The organism is Parundibacterium terreum, from assembly GCF_014636315.1.
In the GTDB taxonomy this organism is placed as follows: domain Bacteria; phylum Pseudomonadota; class Gammaproteobacteria; order Burkholderiales; family Burkholderiaceae_D; genus Undibacterium; species Undibacterium terreum.
In genome coordinates this window covers 1-19,745 of the sequence record NZ_BMED01000006.1, presented here as the reverse complement: position 1 = coordinate 19,745, position 19,745 = coordinate 1, and the positions used below count along the sequence as shown (strand labels likewise).

12 protein-coding genes are annotated in these 19,745 nt (G+C 49.6%); 7 read left to right on the top strand and 5 right to left on the bottom strand.

The window, feature by feature from the left end; all coding sequences use genetic code 11:
* Nucleotides 1–9: 9 nt before the first annotated feature.
* The 5 genes from IEW12_RS23045 to IEW12_RS23025 form a co-directional block, all read right to left on the bottom strand.
* On the bottom strand, nucleotides 10–1,353 hold the full coding sequence (locus IEW12_RS23045; RefSeq protein WP_188568492.1) for an RES family NAD+ phosphorylase: 1,344 nt from the start codon (nucleotides 1,351–1,353) through the stop codon (nucleotides 10–12).
* A 215-nt stretch (nucleotides 1,354–1,568) separates the two neighbouring features.
* Nucleotides 1,569–1,865, bottom strand: a complete 297-nt coding sequence (locus IEW12_RS23040; RefSeq protein ID WP_188568491.1) for a hypothetical protein — start codon at nucleotides 1,863–1,865, stop codon at nucleotides 1,569–1,571.
* A 188-nt stretch (nucleotides 1,866–2,053) separates the two neighbouring features.
* Nucleotides 2,054–3,469: a zinc metalloprotease gene (locus IEW12_RS23035; protein WP_188568490.1), complete on the bottom strand. Its 1,416-nt coding sequence runs from the start codon at nucleotides 3,467–3,469 to the stop codon at nucleotides 2,054–2,056.
* Nucleotides 3,469–4,722: a hypothetical protein gene (locus tag IEW12_RS23030; protein ID WP_188568489.1), complete on the bottom strand. Its 1,254-nt coding sequence runs from the start codon at nucleotides 4,720–4,722 to the stop codon at nucleotides 3,469–3,471. The genes IEW12_RS23035 and IEW12_RS23030 overlap by 1 nt, the downstream gene beginning before the upstream one ends.
* Nucleotides 4,719–5,240: a hypothetical protein gene (locus tag IEW12_RS23025; protein WP_188568488.1), complete on the bottom strand. Its 522-nt coding sequence runs from the start codon at nucleotides 5,238–5,240 to the stop codon at nucleotides 4,719–4,721. The genes IEW12_RS23030 and IEW12_RS23025 overlap by 4 nt, the downstream gene beginning before the upstream one ends.
* Nucleotides 5,241–5,929: 689 nt before the next feature.
* Between IEW12_RS23025 and IEW12_RS23020 the strand changes: the two genes are divergently transcribed.
* From IEW12_RS23020 to IEW12_RS22990, 7 genes are all read left to right on the top strand, one after another.
* Nucleotides 5,930–6,754 carry a hypothetical protein gene (locus IEW12_RS23020; protein WP_188568487.1) on the top strand — a complete coding sequence of 275 codons (825 nt, stop codon included), beginning with the start codon at nucleotides 5,930–5,932 and terminating at the stop codon, nucleotides 6,752–6,754.
* Between the two features lie 346 nt (nucleotides 6,755–7,100).
* Nucleotides 7,101–9,341: a peptidase domain-containing ABC transporter gene (locus IEW12_RS23015; protein ID WP_188568486.1), complete on the top strand. Its 2,241-nt coding sequence runs from the start codon at nucleotides 7,101–7,103 to the stop codon at nucleotides 9,339–9,341.
* A gap of 26 nt (nucleotides 9,342–9,367) precedes the next feature.
* A complete protein-coding gene (locus tag IEW12_RS23010; protein WP_188568485.1) occupies nucleotides 9,368–10,831 on the top strand; it encodes an HlyD family type I secretion periplasmic adaptor subunit in 1,464 nt (487 codons plus the stop codon).
* A gap of 56 nt (nucleotides 10,832–10,887) precedes the next feature.
* On the top strand, nucleotides 10,888–11,352 hold the full coding sequence (locus IEW12_RS23005) for a CC0125/CC1285 family lipoprotein (RefSeq protein ID WP_188568484.1): 465 nt from the start codon (nucleotides 10,888–10,890) through the stop codon (nucleotides 11,350–11,352).
* 69 nt (nucleotides 11,353–11,421) lie between these two features.
* Nucleotides 11,422–11,883: a DUF2846 domain-containing protein gene (locus IEW12_RS23000; protein WP_188568483.1), complete on the top strand. Its 462-nt coding sequence runs from the start codon at nucleotides 11,422–11,424 to the stop codon at nucleotides 11,881–11,883.
* Between the two features lie 110 nt (nucleotides 11,884–11,993).
* The gene (locus IEW12_RS22995; protein WP_188568482.1) at nucleotides 11,994–13,214 is read left to right on the top strand and encodes a hypothetical protein; all 1,221 of its coding nucleotides are present in this window, start codon (nucleotides 11,994–11,996) and stop codon (nucleotides 13,212–13,214) included.
* A 1-nt stretch (nucleotide 13,215) separates the two neighbouring features.
* On the top strand, nucleotides 13,216–19,745 hold a 6,530-nt coding region (locus IEW12_RS22990), incomplete at its 3' end, for an SPM autocatalytic domain-containing protein (protein ID WP_188568481.1).

Sequence of the window (19,745 nt, the reverse complement as noted above, 5' to 3'; positions counted from 1 at the left end):
GTGTATTCGCTAGGAATCGTCATCGCTGCTCATTTCCGCTCGTGCCTTAAAAACATCCGGAAAATTTAGCTCACGCTCTGCGTTGTAAGCGTCCTCGGCATCCCGTAGATCACGCGCAGTGTAAAGGTCATAACCACCCTTGTCCTTAGGAATTATCTCTAATCGGTTGGAGCTATACTGGACACCTTCGACGCGATGAAACAACAAACTGTTGGGAGCGTATTCGACGGGAAAAACATCCTTATCGACCTCCAGCAAATCTCGGACAGGGAATAGAACTACGTTCGTACCACCGGCATTTTGCGCCGACTTAAACATGATCCCGTCTATTTCTGGTTTATGAACGTGCGCGAGGTATTCGGCCATTGTTTGCGTAATAATGTAGTCAGCCTCATGACCAGGGACGATGGGTTTGGTTATCAGCTTATGTAATTTTCTCAAAAACTGCCTGGTCTCCCGAGCTGTTCGAAAATCTTCCTGAAGCAAACTCCAGTTATCGTCAAATGATCGTTCCAATCGCTCAAAGTCCAGCAATCGCAATGATTGATTGAAAGCCAGTCCGACAACTGCTACGGTCTCTCCGATAGCAGGTCGTAGCTCGGCTATCGCCGTCTCGGATTGCATTGCGCAATACAAAACCACTACGCCATCAGGACTCATGCGTCCCGCTCTTGCCTTTTGCCTGGGAGGTGGCCCAACCTGCGAATACGGATCCGCCATGATGTCCTCAATGCCGTTGACATCGATCACCCGAGCACGATATACCACCATGCCCTGCGCCATGCCACGAACAACGTTTTCAAGGGTCTGTCCGTTCGTTCCAAACGTTTTGATGGTCTCGATGCCGGCAAATATGCCATTAAAAAACTGCTGCACTGCTTCGCTGAAGAATCTACGCTTATGCTTCAACTCGCCTATCAAGTAATTCCAGTGATCATCGAAATACTCAAGCGACACACTCTCATGATTGCGAGAGTACTGTGCATCGTTACCGAAAAAGCACTCGTCACCATCTTGGGGGCGGCAATCCTCACTTTCGACAATGGCTACAACAAGTTCGTCCAAAAAATACAAATCTTGATTGAGTATTTCGGAGACGATAGTTTCCAGAGTGTCGCCGCAGGGCTCGGTGTGGTCTCGATCGTCATTTCTCAGTACAAACCGGGTGTCGCCTGTTCCAAAATTTTGCTGGATGATAGTCGCTAGTACCCCGGCAAGGTGGGCTACATCGAAGACATGGGGCTTCTCTTGTACGCAAATTGAACACAACTGCGGCCAACCGTCTTTAATAATCCGTCGCTTCAAGTGGACATTGTCAGCACAGTCACTACAAATTGCAGTTGAATTGCTCATAAATATCCTCAGATCAACATCAAGTAGGCGCATGCCTGCGATAGTCTTTATGTCGGTTGAGCATGGATCACTTATCCCTGTACATGCGAAACAAGTAGTTAACCCCAGGGCTCTTACCGCACTAAAGCACGCTCGAGCATTCTGTTTGTCAATTTAGAATTTTCGCAAACCATGAAAATGGCAAATTGATGCGTATATTCCCGATTTTCCTTGGGCTACCTGAGCCATTTATACAGCTTGTATCCGCCGAATACGGTGACTGCAACGGCTGCTGCGGGCCAGGCAGCAGCGCTTGCGACAGCCATTACGCCGGCCGCCATTCCACCGCCGCCGGCAGCGACAGCACCACCACCAAGCGTCGCAAGGGCTGATGTTGTTGCAGCCGCACCAGTTAGGCCTGCGGCTTCAGCCGCAGCGACAGCGCCTAAATAGACGTAACTGGCATTTGCGATCCCGGCAGCCGCGCCTGCCGTAACTGCAGAACCTGTGGCTGCTTTTGTCCCGGTATACATGGTTTTCTCCGTTTGCGTTTTAGATCCGCCCAGTACTTCAGCGAGCTTCCTCTGGTTACGTTTGAGTCAATTCGGCGTCACCGAATAAATGCTGAGCAACTTAAGCATGATTGAATGGTTGTAAATCGCGATTCAAGAGTCGCCTCTCGCGAGGCATAAGATACTTCTTAATACTGCGCGTGCACTGCTTATTTCTTCATACTAGCTAGTTTCCGTTCCGCGACTTCGCGTCTGTGAAGGCCTAGATCTTTGCGTTTCGTGGCTGCAGAGAGATATAACTGGGCCTGGCTAGTAAAATTCGCCAATGTGCTTCCCTTGCTTTTTCCATGCTCTACCTGATGTGCCAGCGCGCGCCCAAGGCCATATTGAATTGCACCGGTCAGCGGATGACGTTTTTTGATCGCGGCCAGATCGTATAGCTGACGTAGTTTTCGCTTGCGTGAACGGTCTAGCGTGCGGTAATAAAGTAACCGACTTAGGTCGACATCGTGTAGCACTTTATGTGCTGCTACGAAGTATGAATCCTCCCATCGCGGAGGCAGTATTTCGAGTTCGATAGAGTTGGACGAAATAGTCACTCTGTCGGCAATCTTAAATGTGGCGTATACACGATGAACGCCAATCTTTTGAAAAGCGAACGAGCCGCTTTGGCCAAAGATACTAATATCTCGTCGAAATGGCTTATCTGGACTCACATCGAGGTGGGCAGTACTTTGGCAAAAGTGTTTGATTGAACGATAGCGGCGCTTCTCACCACTAGGTTCTTCGATCCAAATATTAAAGTCGTCAAATCCTGTGTCAAGACGATCTGGAATCGGTCTGGATTTCCACCCTCCTTTTTCCGGCAAGCTAAATTCAACATCCAGTTCCACAGGCTCGAACTGCCAAAATGCTGTTCGGTCCATCTTAATTCGAAGTTTAGGAAGGTCCGGTGCATTTGCCTCGCTTTCGTATACATTACCTTTAGCTAGTCCGCCTAAGACACCAAATGCAGATCCACCGGGGCGTATATATTCGCTCGACGAACACTGTCGTAGTAATTGAGTCTCAGCGGTAGAAAATGCGCAACTCTTGAGCGGAAATGTCGTCGGGAATGTGGCCGAACGTTCCATATAAGAAGGCGCGGGAGAATGGAATAAATTAAACACGTGTCCCAATTCATGGATGGCCGTGTATACACACTCATCTTCGAAATCGGCAGCATTACGCCTCGCTGCAATGCCGTCCAAGAATATACTTGCGCCCTCGCGAGCACGCCACTCATACTGATTAGTAGATTGCGGAGAATAATCTGTGTCGAACATCAGCCCGAAATAATCCTGTCGTGGCTGGAACGAATCTGCCAGCAGCAGACCTATATCCACTTGCGACTCTGGAGCGCCAGGTTGAAGAGTGTACAAAACGCGCTGCAGCGATTCGGTGTCCAAGGGGCCAGTGTAGTCGCTGCCTAGATCTAGCCTGGATACAAAAGGGCGCAGGACTATATCGTGGTTGGAGCCATTCAAAAAAGGAACGGCCACTTCGTTGGCAATTCGTTTGGCAATGTTCACGGCATTGGGCCGCTGTGACAATACCGCTATACCAAGGCGCAATTGAATACTCATCACTCCACCCTCACTGTCACCGTTCTCAAGGCAGGAGTAAGTTTCATTTTAGTGACGCCCTTGCCATCCGCTTTTGCATTGAATGCTTCGACCTCATCGAATTTGGCGGTTGTTGTAAAGTTGAGCTTAAGTGAATAATCGCCCCGTGGTGTTTTGTCGGACATGTGGATGTTTACTGTCAATCCGTCGGATTGCACAGCGATCATTGGCGGAGGAGCCTTTGTCGGCAACGTGAATGAGTCAAATGTCACGTCTCGTAGAGGTTGGTTGGCCGTGACAACCGAGACAGGTCCCCGTCCACCTTTTAGCCGCGCCACAGGCGATATGACCTTGATGATCAGTTCCGGATCAGCTTTTTTTGGCGGCAGTGGCGGTGTCCAAGTTTCGCGATATGACTGGGTAAAAGCCGGCTCCAGCGAAACACTTTTCGCATTCATTCGGACTAAGAAAAAACTTGGCTCCGGTGCTGTAGGAGCGGATTTAGTTTTCTCAACTTGATCATCTCCAGGTGCATTTGCGTTGTCACCTTTACTTGCAACCCCATTCGAGCTTGCGATTTGAGATTTATCGCTTATAGCATGATTTAAACTGACTTGTTTTGAGGCTAAGTCGATTTGCGCAACTAGAATTTGGGCGTTGATGTCTGTGGGTGGTGTGGGAGCACCCTTCGTATCCATCAACAAATCCAGTTTACTCTGCGCAATTGCTAGGTCCAATTGGGCTTTTTTCACTGCTGCGTCAGCTGCTGCAATTGCGCTCGCCTGTTTTTCCTCTTTGGCTTTGGCGTCCGCTGCTTCAGTCTTGGCTCGTTCCTTTGTCGCATTCATTTTGGCGACACGAAGCTCGGTGGCACTATCTAAGGCTTGTTTGGCAATGCCAGAACTATCTGCTTCAAGGCTAACCGATCCTAGAAATCCACTTTTATCTATGTTCAGGTCAAGCGTGTACTTTCCAAGGTACGACTCCGCAGTGACAACATATTCGTTATTGGTATCGGGCCAATAGACGACTTCGACCTCCATCGAGCCGTCTATCTTCGGTGTCATTTGGATTACCGGCTGTGGCAAAAAGTAATGTAACCCCTTAGCCCCCTTAGCCCCCTTAGCCGCCTGAGCCCCTTGAGCCCCCTTAGCCTCCTTAGCCTCCTTAGATTCCTTAGAGTTCTCTCCCACTTTCTCGCTCTTCACGATTGACACGCAACCGGATAAAAGTAGGAGACTCGATACCATCAGACAACTTATGAGATTTTTCATTGTTTGTCCTTTGGCAGATACATGATCCGCGTGCTTTGATTCCCCACCAGGGTCCACGTATCGTTTGTTTGTACAATTCGATATAGGTATGCACCCGGCAAGCTGTCGGTCGGTGTGGTTTTGTCGGGAGCATTGGCAGATGCACCTGCTATGGCTACCTTTGCGAGACCAGAAATTACCGAAGTTGGGATGACCGTTTCATCAATGATTGCCTTGGCTTCTACCAAAGTACCATTTTCGAATTTCAGTGTTGTGTTGTTTGATGAGAGGTAGGCATAAGGCCTGATTGAGCGCTTCTTCGTCATATCAGGCAAGTAGAGCAGTTTCGATACCAAGCCCCCTTTGCCATCCGTATAAATTAGCAGGAATGGGGATGTTTCATAATATCGGAAACCAGTTGCCTTTTCGTCTTCAGTCTTCCCGGCTTCACCAGGTGGAATCGGCGTCACCTCCAGTCCAGCGCATCCGGCCAATCCTCCAAATATTGTCAACAACAATAACAATGGCCCTGGTTTCATCGACGCCTCCTAAATGAATACCTCAAAGAGCACTAATATTGCGCCTTTATTTTGTTAATTTGAATATAAAAAAACACAATTTTTGTGTTGTGTCGAAAGAGCAACAGCTTGAGCACTTCTGGAAAGGCCCTGGACGCAGATTATTGAAAACGGGGCCTGTTGGCGCCGGACTTGGAGCTCGCATTGAACCACAACAGCAACGGTAGCTTGCTATTACAGATTGTCGCGCGCACCCGCATATCGGAGGCTCCCCGATGTCACGATATGCATCTAAACGTTGAGGATGGGGATGGGGATGAGCGCTGGTTCATTAACGCCTGCCAGACACCTGCTTTAGTGAAGCATTGAATATATTTATCCGAAAACATATCCAAAGTCGATTATTGATCGAGAGATCTGGGGGCGGCCTAGCGCAAACACCCCGGTGAAAGGGCGCAGAAACGTTTTGTTAGAATGGGATGTTTCCCTATGGAAATTCTCGCCTGCTATGGGCGGCAGCATATTTCATAACGGCCCGTCGTGGTCGGAAGCAAGAGCCAAAAATTTTCTAATCACATTTAATGAAAGGACACTCAATGATACCTAGCGAACCAATTGGACCAATAGGCAGTGGACTCCTACGCGTCGCCGCAGCTATTCTGGGTAGAAAATCGCCCACTCGTGGGAAGCATCTCCAGGCACACATTGTTATGCGTGGAATCGTCTCGGAATTACCCGCGGATTTCCCCTTTCAAATAACTGACCCATCTGGCCGTACACACCGAGGTGTGTACGCTCTTAACGTTTTAGTCTGGAATCGAGGGACGCAAGAAATTTCACCATCTGACTTTCTCGACAATGCGCCGCTGCGCCTGGCCGTAGGCAAAGAAGCTTATATCATCAAGGCAGACTCCTTTTCGAACGACGATCAACTCGCATGCTCTGCGGCCCAGGTCGATGAGCAAAGCGTAGACATCTATTTTGATTGCATCAATCCAGGAGATTTTCTCAATATCATATTGTTCTACGGCGGAAAGGCCATGGTGGACATCGATATTCTCGGGCGAATTCGTGGTCAAGCCGTAAGCCTCGATCACCAGGCCGATGAGGTCAAAGCAGGACTCGGCGAACGTCTTGCCAATTTCATTGTTCTGTTAGCTATAGCAAATATGCTGGTGGGGTTGCCGATCAGTTCCTGGCTTATCTATAGAAACTATAGCTTTTCGGACTTCTTCCAAACGCCCACTACAATTCCACCATTGCTCGGTTCATGTTTTGCGATGGGCATTGTTTTAGTCGGCCTGTTCATTCAGTCTCGCATCTTTATTTGGTGGGAGCGAAGGAAGTATCCACCAGGTTACCCGCTGCACGTGGACTTTGAACCCACGCTTATCGACAACATTAAGGGTATGTTTCTGACCGTATTTCGTGCGAAGAAGCAGCGCCTTTCCGCTTCAATTTTTAATTGGAGCAAGCCCGTTATCATGACTCGCAAGAAGAGCAAGCGACTTAGCGTCAACGACTGGATATCCTAGCCCAAATGGTGGAATTATCTTTATTTAGGAAAATATTAGGATTATTTAAGAATAGTAGTCATCCTAATAAAGAAATGTCTGGCTACTCAGACTAACGACCTTGTGTATAGGAATTTTCTGCGCCGACTACCGTTGCTTTGTAGCGTTGCAAGTACATTTGCCTTTGTACGTCACTCTGTCATCTCCCGGCCATATTCGCATAACTTAAAAAAGTAAGTCTGCCTGTGACACATCTAATTAATAAAAAGAAAATACAAAAAAACAATTGTAAAGAGATTGTAAAACAATGTGTCGCAGTGTATGCTCGAATATCCTTAACCCATGAGCAATATTGCACTAAGAAAACATGAATCACCGCTTGCTTAATGGCCAGGCCTTTTTTTGGGTTTTACAAGGCGTCTGTGCACTACATCGCAAGCCATTTTCTCCTGATCTTGCTCAGCAACAATTTGCCGCACCCTATACCGGGGACACTTTATTAAGCGCCGCCGAATCCCTGGGTTTTGAGGCAAGCTTACGCAAGGTGAAGGCCGAGAAGTTGCATCAAAAGAACTTCCCGCTAGTTTGCTGGCTCGAAGCTCCTGCGGAATTATCTAGTGCATCCACTATCGTAAGCGACGCAGCAACCGCTGCTGGTCAACCCGCGCTACCTACCGGACCAAGCCCCGACAGCGGCACCCTAGCCCTGATCCTGCAAGCAGACGGCAATAACTTCCTGATCGTCGAGCATAACGACACCACACCCCGCACTATTACCCTAGCCGAATTCAAAGAACGCTACCTCGGCCACGTCGCCAGCATCACCCCTAAAGCCGACCCGGCCACCGATCCCGATAGCGACAATGCCGCGCGCGAACAACGCAAGTTCGGCTTCAGCTGGTTTGTGCCAGAGTTGCTAAAACATAAAAAGCTGTGGCAAGAAATCTTGCTGGCTTCGCTGGTGATCCAGTTGATCGCGCTGGCAACGCCGTTATTTACCCAAGCCATCATCGACAAGGTGGTTGTGCACCGCACCGAGAGCACGCTATGGGTAATTGCCATCGGCATGGGCGTCTTCATGCTGTTCTCCGCCGGGCTGTCCTGGTTGCGCCAATATCTGGTGCTACACACCGGTAACCGCGTCGACGCAGTACTCGGCTCATCGGTGTTCGAGCGCCTGTTCAAGTTGCCTCCCATGTACTTCCAGCACCGGGCTACCGGCGTTATCGCCGCCCGCCTGCATGGGGTAGAGACCATCCGTGAGTTCATTGCCAGCGCTGCTGTCACCCTGGTCCTGGATTTTCCCTTCCTGCTGATCTTTGTCGCCATCATGTTCTACTACAGCGTGACGCTGACCTTGATCGTGCTGGCCATCCTGGCGGTGATCGTCACCCTCAGTATCGTCATTGCGCCCATCTTCCAGACCCGGTTGCAAGAACAATTTCAGCTGGGTGCGCGTAACCAGGCCTTCCTGACTGAATATATCGTCGGCCTGGAAACCGTCAAATCACTGCAACTGGAACCGCAACTCAGCAGCCGCTACAGCGGCTATCTGGCCAGCTACCTGCAAGCAGGCTTCGCGACCAAGCAGCTTGCCAACACCTACAACACCATTGCCAACCTGATGGAACAGTTGATGAGCCTGCTGGTGCTTGGCATAGGTGCATATACCGTCATGCACCATACCGACTTTACGATAGGCATGCTGGTGGCTTTCCAAATGTTCTCCGGCCGCTTGTCACAACCTATGCTGCGCCTGGTCGGCCTGTGGCAGCAATTTCAGCAAGCCAGCTTGTCGGTGGCACGCCTGGGTGACCTGATGAATGCGCCCGTGGAGCCCTATTCGGTCATCCCGGCCCGCGAACAAAACAAGGCCAGCGGCAACGGCAGCGTACAGATCGACGGTATTGCCTTCAAATATGCAGAGCACCTGCCGCTTGTCTATGAGAACCTCAGCCTCAACATCCAGTCCGGCCAGACCATTGCCATCATGGGGCCGTCAGGTTGCGGTAAAAGCACGCTGGCCAAACTGATGCAAGGTTTTTACCAGCCCAGCGCTGGCCGCATCCTGGTTGACAACGTTGATATCCGCTACCTGTCTGCCAATGAGCTGCGCAGCCACTTTGGTGTGGTGCCTCAAGAAACGACCCTATTTTCCGGCACCATCTACAACAACCTGCAGATGGCCAGTCCCAATGCGAGCTTTGAGCAAATCACTGCCGCCTGCAAGATGGCCGAGATCCATCACACGATAGAAGCACTGCCCAAAGGCTACCAGACCGAAATCGGCGAACGCGGTGCCGGCCTTTCCGGCGGGCAGAAACAGCGCATTGCCATCGCCCGAGCCTTGCTGAAGCGCCCCAGCATCCTGATCTTTGACGAAGCCACCAGCGCGCTGGATGCCAATACCGCAGAGCAGTTCGCCCACACCGTCAATGCCTTAAAAGGCAAGGTCACCATGCTGTTCATCACGCATGGACTACCCAAAGGCTTGAAGGTCGATGCCGTGTTTCGCCTGACCGACAAAGGCGCGCAGTTGCTGAGTCCGGCGCCTGCACTGGCCTCAACTGCTGCAACATCCAGTGCAGCCAGCTCGGCCAATGCCTGATGCCACTTCAAGACAAAAGCCCATCCATGACCCAGCCACAAACTCATCCTTCCGGCGAAGCGCCAATCCAGGGCGCCCAGCCAGCAACACCGGCAGCACAAGTCATACAACTGCGTCCTCCCAGCCGCTGGCATGACCCCCTCCATTTGATTCAGGCAGAAGCTCCCAGCCACATTGGCCGCATTGTGCTGCTGACCGTCTGTGCGCTGGTATTGATCATGATCGTATGGGCAGCCTTTGGGCAGCTGGACGTCATCGCGACGGCGGAAGGCAAGCTGGTGCCGCAGACGCTGGTCAAGATCGTGCAGCCGGCTGAATCCGGCGTTGTGAAAGAGTTGCTGGTTGACGAAGGTGACAATGTCAAGGCCGGCCAGGTGTTGGCAAGGCTGGACACCACCATTGCCAGTGCAGACAAGGCCAGCATAGGCAATGACCTCTCCATCCAGCAATTGCAAGAACGCCGCATCGAGGCAGAACTGGCCGACAAGCCTATGCTGAGTAAGTCCGGTGATGACCCAATACGTTATGCGCAAGTGCAAAGCCAATACACTGCGCACCGCCGCGCCTACCTGGACAGCCTGGAACAAGAAAAATCCATGCTGAGCAAGGCCGAGCATGAAAAGAAAAGCGCAGCCGAAATCCTGAGCAAGCTGGAACAAACGCTGCCCACCTACAAAAAAGCCGCCGACGCTTATAGCAAACTGGAAAAAGAAGGCTTTTTCGGCAATCTGGCCAGCGCCGACAAACAGCGCGAAGCATTGGAAAAAGCCAAGGACCTGGATGCACAATTAGCGACAGTCGCCGCATTGAACGCCACCATCGCTGCAGAACAGCAACGCATCAGCCAGATTCAGAGCAACTACAAAGCCGAACTGCAAAAAGACCTGGCCGAGATTCGCGCCAAAATCGCGCAACTGCAACCCAACCTGGACAAGACCGCCTACAAAGAAGGCCTGATGGAACTGCGCGCCCCGCAGGACGGCGTGATCAAGGACCTGGCCACCACTACCATAGGTGCAGTCGTCCAGCCCGGCACCGTGATCCTGACCCTGGTGCCGAAAGACGAGAAGCTGTATGCCGACGTCAATATCAAGAACGAAGACGTGGGCTTTGTGCAGATCGGACAAAAAGCACAGATCAAACTGGCGACCTACCCTTTCCAGCGCTACGGCATGCTGACTGGCAAGGTGACGCACTTGAGCGCAGATGCCACCGAAACCGGCAAAAGCAGCAATCAGCAGAACAACACCAACAGCAACGGCAGTAGCGGCGGCACTGCTGACAACAGTAATCCGGCCAGCACCATTTCCACCTACAAGGCAAGGGTGCAATTGGACAAGCAGGTACTGGTGGATGCGCAGGGCAACAAGCTCTTGATCACGCCGGGCATGCAGGTGGTGGCGGAGATTAATCAGGGCAAGAGGACGGTGCTGGAGTATTTGCTGTCGCCGGTGCAGAAGGCGACGCAGGAGGCGGCGAGGGAAAGGTAAAGTCCGCAGTTAGTATCAACCCATGGTGACATACCTTAAACGAAAAATACGCATCAATGAAGCTTAGAAATTTACTCCAGATTCTGGCAATCAGCAGCGGGACTCTTTTCTTGGGGGCCTGCGCGAGCAACTATACAGCTTCGCCAGGTTTTGGAATGGCTGGCTATTCCAGCAGGGATATTGATCCGACGACAGTCGAAGTCAGATATCTCAGCGGTGCGGTAGCCGGCACAGAAATTCTAAAAGAGTACGTGTTGTATCGTAGCGCGAGCATTGCAATTGAGCGCGGTTATGACGCCTTCCGAATTATCGACAGCGGAGCCTATTCAGTGCGAAGCCAGCATGGCTACACATCGACTGCCACTGCGACCATAAAAATGTTCAGGCGTGATAAAGAAGAAGATCCAATGGGAAAAAAAATACAGACAACAATATTTTGGCCCCAAGAGTTTAACAAAGCAGCTGTGTATATGGCGAGCGAAGTGAAATCTTCGCTCGAAAAAAATATACGAAAAGACTGACTTCAAAATGACCAGTACTTACATGGCATTAATTGTGGCATTCATATTATTCAATTAAAAGAATTTCAAATGGCAAGCATAAAATTTAAGCACTACGCAAATTTGGCAACGGCATTGACGGCATCGGCGCTGCTGTCTGCCTGTGTAACGGCAACCGGCCCTCAATTCAGTGGTGTTGCATCGCCTGAACCCGGTAAGGGCGACGTTTATCTGTATCGTTCAGCGGCAATGGCCGCGTCCCTGGATTCGTTTGCTGTAACGCTCGATGAAAAGAAGATCGGTAGTTTAGCAAATGGGTCATTCTTGCACTTGCGCATAGAGCCGGGTCAGCACAAATTAACGGTAAAACCGTCCGGGTTATCGAAGACTAGCGAAGTGGAAATGGAGATTAAATCTGCGGAGACTATGTTTTATAAATACGAGTTTCCAACGGGACCGTTGATGAATCTGTTTTTTGCCGGCTCCTCCATCGTACAGAAGGACCGAACTCTCGCCATCGAGGAAATGAAAGAATTAAGATCGTCAAAGTAATAAAGATACCGATGGTGAATCCCACTGCCCTGTAAAAAATTAACGGCTCATGATAGCCGATTGTTGTTCGAGCAAAGCAACAGTCTACACGACCAAATAATGATCAGACCATGACAGCAATAAATATAAATTTTCCGAGAATCTGTAAGCGGCCATTACTGATACTAATCACTATGCCGTTTCTTTTGGCTGATGCAACAGGAAATGCGGCCGATTTGCAGCAAAATACAAAGTCCCGCGATTATTATGAGCGCCCTTATTTGTCGACTAAAGAAAATTCATACTTTAGAGAAGACGCAACCAAGAAAAAAATTCTTGATAAAAAAATAGTGCCGATTGAGACAGGTCTTGAGCCTATGGTGAACCGGGCTTTGGGAGGGGCCCATGGTCCTGGCGCAATCTGGTTGAATGAAGATTCTTTCATCGTCAACGCGAAACAAGACACTCCAGATGCGGATGAAAAAAAACTTCAACGTGTCATGCTGGTTGACGCTCGTACGGGAACTTCGAAAGCTCTATTCACCGCCTCTCGTCTAGTTTGCTGGAGCGAAGAGTTGGAGATCGCCAATTTTGCTGAACTTACGTATACGGAAGACACCAAAAGGACATTTTTTCATTTGGATAAAAATGGGAATTTAGCCGCGATTTCAGAGCCTGTGGACATTGACCCGTTTAACTGTAGAAGCAAACACTCGTTGCCTCCCCCCTCCCAGATTGTGAACTATCTTCATGAATCAGATGGATACATTCGAAGTGTTCAGAAGGGTACGCCCACTGACGCCGCATATATAGACAAGGCAATTTGGCACAAGGCCGACGGCACGGTTGAAGAACTACCGTTGAGAGGCTCTGAAATATCAACTTCAGTGTACCTCGCGCATGAACAAAAATATTTGTTGAATATGCGCGATAGTCAAGGAAATTCAGATACCGATCGCCGCCTTGGAGCGGTGGATGCCTGGAAAAATCGACAGTACTCTCTTACACCTTATCGCCTGCTCGGAATGGACGGCAGCATAGAGCAAATCCCCTATCCGGCGATCTTATTTGAATATGGCATTCGCTACTTTGGTGTGTTGCTACCGACACGGGCTGGGCTGTTGATCGTCGCCCCAAATTCGCGGAAAAGCGAATACGGGCTATTTCTACTTCAAGAAAAAAATTTAGTCAGAGTCTTCGGCGGACCACGCCTACTTGGCATAGATGGGCGTGAAGGCGTGGACAAATTATCTCTTTCGCCCGACGGCTGCAAAATTGCGTTCAACCTTTATTCTGATTGGCGTGCTTTAAAAAAACAGATCGTCATAATTAACCTTTGTGAAGCTAAATAAAATGAGTAACGGACAAATAAATCTTGCGGCAGATAATTATGCGCTGGTTCGCGCTGCTTTTACGGCAATGGATCAGACTTATGGAAAAACAGCGGCTGGTTACGTATTACAAGCGATCGACAATAGCGGGCAAGGTAGACAACAACCTTGGGTTACGCCTGAAGGTTGGACAATCAAAAATTCTATTGAAGATACGGCACTAGGAGGTAAATTTGTTATATACAAGAACGACGTTACTAATCAGGTAATGGTCGTTCCGATGGGTACCAACGGAAATGATGACAAAAAAGGATGGTACACAAATTTCAAAGACTTCGGGTTATCACAATGGACATCTCCAACGAAAAATGAAAATGGCGATGACATAAAAACGCAAGTTTACAAAGCACTGAATAAAGCGCTGGAGGATGGTGGAACCCTTACAATTGCAGGCGATAGTAAAGGCGGAGCTATTACCAATTTTGTTCTTCATGACATTATTGCTGATAGAGACTCAAAAGTACTTACAGAGTTGGGCTTGAATAGTCTCGCAAATATCCGCAATGGAGACATAGCGATTATCACGCATTCGGCCCCTGGTGCAGAAGACGTCATAAAATCTCAGATTGACTCCTCCTTCGATCCAAACGGCGCTACTTACTCCGGTATATCTGCTTACAATGTAAGTACAAAAATGCAGAACGGTTCTGAAACTGAAATAGTAGGGCAAGTCGGCGGGAGGCTAATTGGTTCCAACGGTCTCGCATATGAAATTAAGAATGGAGTAGGAACTGATGCGTCGCAAGTCGCATTAAATGCAAATGGTTGGGTATATCTTCATCGTCTGGCGTACTCTGGCTACGACGGAATGGCTGCTGTTAACGGGGATTTCGGTCGGTTGACTCAGGTACCTCAGTTACAAATGACTGTGGCCGAATTACAAGCTATTGGAGGTTTCGCTGCCGGAATTGGCCAAGGAGATTCAATCAACAACACTGAGGCAACTGCGCGAATTGGTGCAGCGGCTATTTGCTCCATATTCGGGTCGCCATTGGCTGCGGCCGAAGGGGCATTGAAGGGAGAGTTTGGTGTTGAGACGTTTGTAGGTGCCAGTACTTTAGCGTTGTTTATGTTCGCTCCAGTTTCAAAACCCATCCTAGCCAGCCTATGTATAGGTGCTATTGGCGGTGCTAACGGCGCCAAATATTTAGGCGATGGTAAGGGCGGTGGATTGATGGCCACCGGTGATGACTTAGCAACTGCCATCCGTACTTCACATGCACCTACAACTGCTCCGGATGGGGCTGAACGATATTTTGGCCACACTTCAACCGGGGGCATTTATGTCATTGATCTAACGGAGGATGGCGGTCAATTTTACTCCTTAGAGCAAGGGACGTTGACAAAGGGGCAAATCAACGGCCCAGAAATTGATTTCAAGCAATTCAATCCGACTACCGGTCAGGCTATACTCGACGGTTTATTCACGACTGTTGGAAATACAACGAAATGGATCACTAAGGAACCAAACGGAAATATCGCCAGCAACATAACGACCACCTATGACCCAATAACGGAGGCCGCCACTCGCGATATAGAGATGTTGGTTGAAGACTTCCGAGTTCACCTCACCTATGCAACAGATGAAAAGGGTGAGTGGGAGTTGGAGAAGGTAGAAAGTATTAACGGTCAACCACCTATCGATGAAATGCAAACGCGGGAAGCATTGATCAACTCAGGTTTTGATCCGATGACCGGAAAGAATTCTGCTGAGGCCGCTAGCATCGTATATGCCGAAAGTAAAACTTCCAGTGGCGAATTATCTAAGCCGGACTCAAATGCCCCAGACCAATGGTGGAAAGATCCAAATGTCCAGCACTTGGCAAACTCCTTAACCAGCATACAAGGTTTGATGGCGGCGCTAAAGCGCGGCGATAGTCTTGCAATTGCGAACTCATCGTTCAACATACTGAATATCTGGAGCGACGGGAAAGTTCCGCAAATTGGTGACATATCTACCGGCCTCAATGTTCTAAGTGATGTCCTCGGCCTCAAAAAAGCGCTGGACCGTGGCGACACATTAAGCGCCTTGCGTAGTGGATTATCACTTTCAAACACAGCTCTCAATACTTACAAAACTCTTCTAGAAAATCAGGTATCGGTAATTCAGAACTACGCTGCGACCGATGCATTTGGTCACTTCGGTTCTGTGGACGCAGCTACGGATGCGGTCAACGAGGCATCTGCCAATCTGGCATCGGTAACCGATACGCTCAAGGGAATTGCAGATGTCTTACCCTTCCTCACGGCATTTATCGATATCAAAAATGGTGACTATGAAGGAGCGATCGTTGCCATTGCATCGTACTATGTGCCAATAATTGGACAAATTTGGGCCGGTTTTCAAATTCTCTCGCAGATATTGGATGATGATACTCCGCAGGGTGGCGCTATCCTCAGGCAAGATGCGACTGGACCTATGTTTGCCGCTGGCTACGGCCGAAATGGTGGTAACGAGATGTCCGTAAAAATGATGAACCAGCTGCTGGCTGGTGCTCAATCGGTTTTGAAAGCCTTGCCAGGTAAAGGTTTCATCGCAGAACGCATGCCTACGCTTACGTACAGCGGCCGTGGTTTTACTTGGACGATCAGTTATCGTGATCAAATAAGCGGTGAAGTGAAAAATGTTGTATTTGACCGTAACGGTGGTTTGATCTCAGAGGGAACTCCTGGACATCTAATTGATGGTGCATCTACGGATGATTTCTTTAAATCGATTGGTGAAATATTCGTCGAGGCCGCAATCAAGTCAGGTGCGGTAGCTCCCGATTGGATGACAGAGACGATCAAGAAACAGCATGCCTATTGGGATGCCTTGCCGCTCGAACCGATCGATTCGAATGATCCTTACGAGATAGCCATCTCAGGTGGTTTCAAGCAAAGAAACGAACGGGTCGGATTGAATGCTATGCAATGGGCCATTGAAGATGGCAACGTGCTTACCGCTCCAGCGAATGCCCCGCTGCAATCCGTACGCCCTATTGTTTTGGACCTTGAGGGCGATGGGATCAAGACAACTAGCCGCGACCAAGGGAATGGCGTGTTGTTCGATGTTGATGACGATGGCTTTGCAGAAGAAACCGACTGGGTCAATCCACGTGACGGCATTCTGGTGCTGGATCGGGACGGCAACGGCAGCATTAACGGTGGGCATGAATTATTCAACGACGTCGGCATAGACACGGCAAAGCGTGGTTTGGGCGCATTGAAAGAAATAGACTCCAACTACGATAATAAGCTCACCGCAGCCGATCCAGTCTTCTCACACATGCGTGTGTGGCGTGATATCAATATGGATGGTGTAGCCCAGGATAGCGAGCTGAAGTCCTTTGCAGATCTTGGCATCACAGTCATCGATTTTGCTGCGGGCTCGTTCACCATTAACGGAGTTACCCACCAGGTTGGTCTGGCGAACCTGACCGCAGATACCGACGGCGTGCTGACTAGCGTCACCGACAATAACCTCCATGTGGTCCATGAAGATTCGACGATAGAGTCTTATGCAACCGGTGTGCAAGATTTGACCAAGCTGCAAGATGGAAAATTACACAGCGCAACAAGTGCCGATGGAAAGTTAAGCGCAGGATTTGACCGCATTGACGGTGTGGAAGACGTCTCTGTGTCGGTTAATGCTACGCAATTGCTGAATAATGACTCCATCACTGGCGCCGGTTTGGATCACTCCTCCCTTAAAATCACTTCAGTGATTAACGGAGTTGGCGGGGAAGTAGATTATGACGCAGCGACAGGGGCAATCAAATTCTGGCCAAACCTAGACTTCAATGGCAGCGGCAGTTTCACTTATATTTTGACGGATGGTGCTGGCCGCACGGCGCAGGGAATAGTGACGGTTAACGTTGCAGCAGTTAACGATCTTCCATCCATCAGCAATTCTTCGATTACAAAACCGGTTGCCTCATCCAGGCTGGTTGAACATTCTGCAGATGAACAATTCCCAGGCGGGCGTTACAGCCTGCCTACCACGGTTCGCGTAGACGATAAGATTGCCGCTCCTATTGGCAATATTTCCACTATTTGGGGCATGGCAAACGGCGGGATATCCATTAACGGAAAAAGCTATGAACTTGGATCTTTGAATGGAATGTTGTTCGCGGGTGTCGTCACCAACGGACACACGGAATGGCACTCTATTGTTGAACTTGACAAATTCGGTGGAAAAATTCTCGGAGAAGACGTCGAGGACGGTGCGAATGTCTCATATTCCGTTGCACAGGATGCTCGCTTCGGCCACGTTGCGATTAATCAGGTCGATGGCACCTGGACATATACGCGCACAATCGATCAGTTTGCGAACACCGGATTACATCAGGATGATGCATTCATCGCAAGGGTCACCGATAAAACGGGAGGCTCCAGTCAATTGAAGGTTATTATTCCGGAATCCGGCTTGTCTGAAATTATTCCTAGGAAAGTAGTTCGTTTGGGTGTCGGCGCGAATAATTCGAATCACTCCGGCGCAGTCCATGGCATAGGATCTGGTGCAGCAGTATCAGCTGCAAACGGTACCGTTGTTCCACGCAGGGATCCTCTCGCGCTTGACCTTGATGGCGACGGCATTGAAACCGTAATCGATAATCATGGTGCGCCTATACTGTTTGACCACGATGCAGATGGTGTCAAGACTGGAACGGGGTGGCTGAGTCCTGATGACGGATGGCTCGCTCTTGACCGTAATGGAAACGGCACGATAGACAGCGGACGCGAACTTTTTGGTGTAGATACGGTTCTGAAAAATGGCCAACTCGCAACAAACGGATTTGCGGCTCTTGCCGATCTAGACGACAACGGAGACGGCAAGATTGATGCGAGCGATGCAGCATACAGCTCGTTGCGAATCTGGCGTGATTTGAACCAGGACGGTATCAGTCAGGCCAACGAACTGAGTTCCCTTGCCGCCAATAACATCACATCGATTTCATTGGGCGCCAATGCTGTCCGCCACGACTTTGGCAATGGTAATGTACAGACAGCGGCTGGAACTTTTACGCGCGGTGATGGAACCGTCGGAAATTCCGGAGAAATCAGCTCGAATATCGCAAATTTAGATTTACTTCAAAATTCGTTCTATAGCGAGTTCACAGATAGCATCAAGCTGACTGATCAGGCAATGAATTTGCCGAGCCTTGCAGGTTCCGGCCGCGTCAGAAATTTATCTGAAGCTATTAGCCTGTCTCCGGATCTGGGAAGCTGGGTTTGGCAATATACCCAGAAAAAGACTCGTGATGAACAACTGCCTATGCTGGACAGTTTTGTTGAAAAATGGGCAGGAACATCCACGTTTAAGACCTTAAAACAGCAAGCGGATGCTCTTTCTTCCAGCGGCGTATCGTTGACCTATCATCTGGAAGGATTGGCAGCCGGCACTGCCGAGTACAACGAATTCCTGAAAAAGTTAGGTATCGTCGAACGTTTCATGGGATTTACCTATGGCGGCGCGCAGGGCCAGGCACGAACGACTCTGCTTGATGCAAGCTCCGGTAGCCTTAACGTCACTTTAACGTCATCTCAAATAAATAATATTCTGCTCGCCTATGATCGATTCAAGGGTGACATATACGAATCTCTAGCGCTAAGTACGATATACAAAGACTTTCTCACTATCCCCATCAGTCAAAAAAATGACGGAAAATTCGAAATTTCTGGGATTGAAAAATATTTCGATGCTGCCTTCCAAAAAGATCCGCGCAATGGTGCAATAGCACTCATAGAGATCGTGAGCGCCTGGGGAGAAAAGAATGCGCAAGCAATAGGATGGGATCCCATCCCATACCTGGCAAGGAAGCTGACGGAGGCTGGAGACCTAGGTGGATTTAATGAAGAGCTAAGCAGTTGGACAGTGCGATTCATGGCCGCGACAGAATCCCAATTTTCTGGAACGGTGCGAGACGATTTAATTGTTGGCAATGGCCAGGATAATTATCTGTTCGGCGGGAACGGTAATGACATCCTCATTGGCGGTGCCGGCATGGATCACCTGAGCGGTGGTGCGGGATCCGACACCTATGTCTTTGGCCGCGGCGCCGGTCACGATATTATCGACAACGCGTCTTATAACGACACCAATAAAGTCGATACTCTGTTGCTAGTAGGTTTGAATCCAGCTGACGTTACATTTACTCGGGGCGAGAATACACTGTATATCAGCATCAATGGGACGTCTGATTACGTCGAAGTGTCGGGCTATTTTGTCGGCGACGGTACGGGCAACGGTCAATTCACATATGCGCTAGATCAAATCAAGTTTGCCGATGGAACGATCTGGAATGTCGATAAAGTCAAGACTGAAATAATCAAAGGCACGACAAGAGATGACAATCTGATCGGGTACGAAACGGCTGATACGTTGTCCGGCCTGGCCGGAAATGACCAGATCCAAGGCCATGGCGGCGACGATATATTGAGCGGAGGCGACGGCAACGACAGTCTGTATGGGCAGGAAGGCAATGACGTCCTCAAGGGCGACGCTGGTGA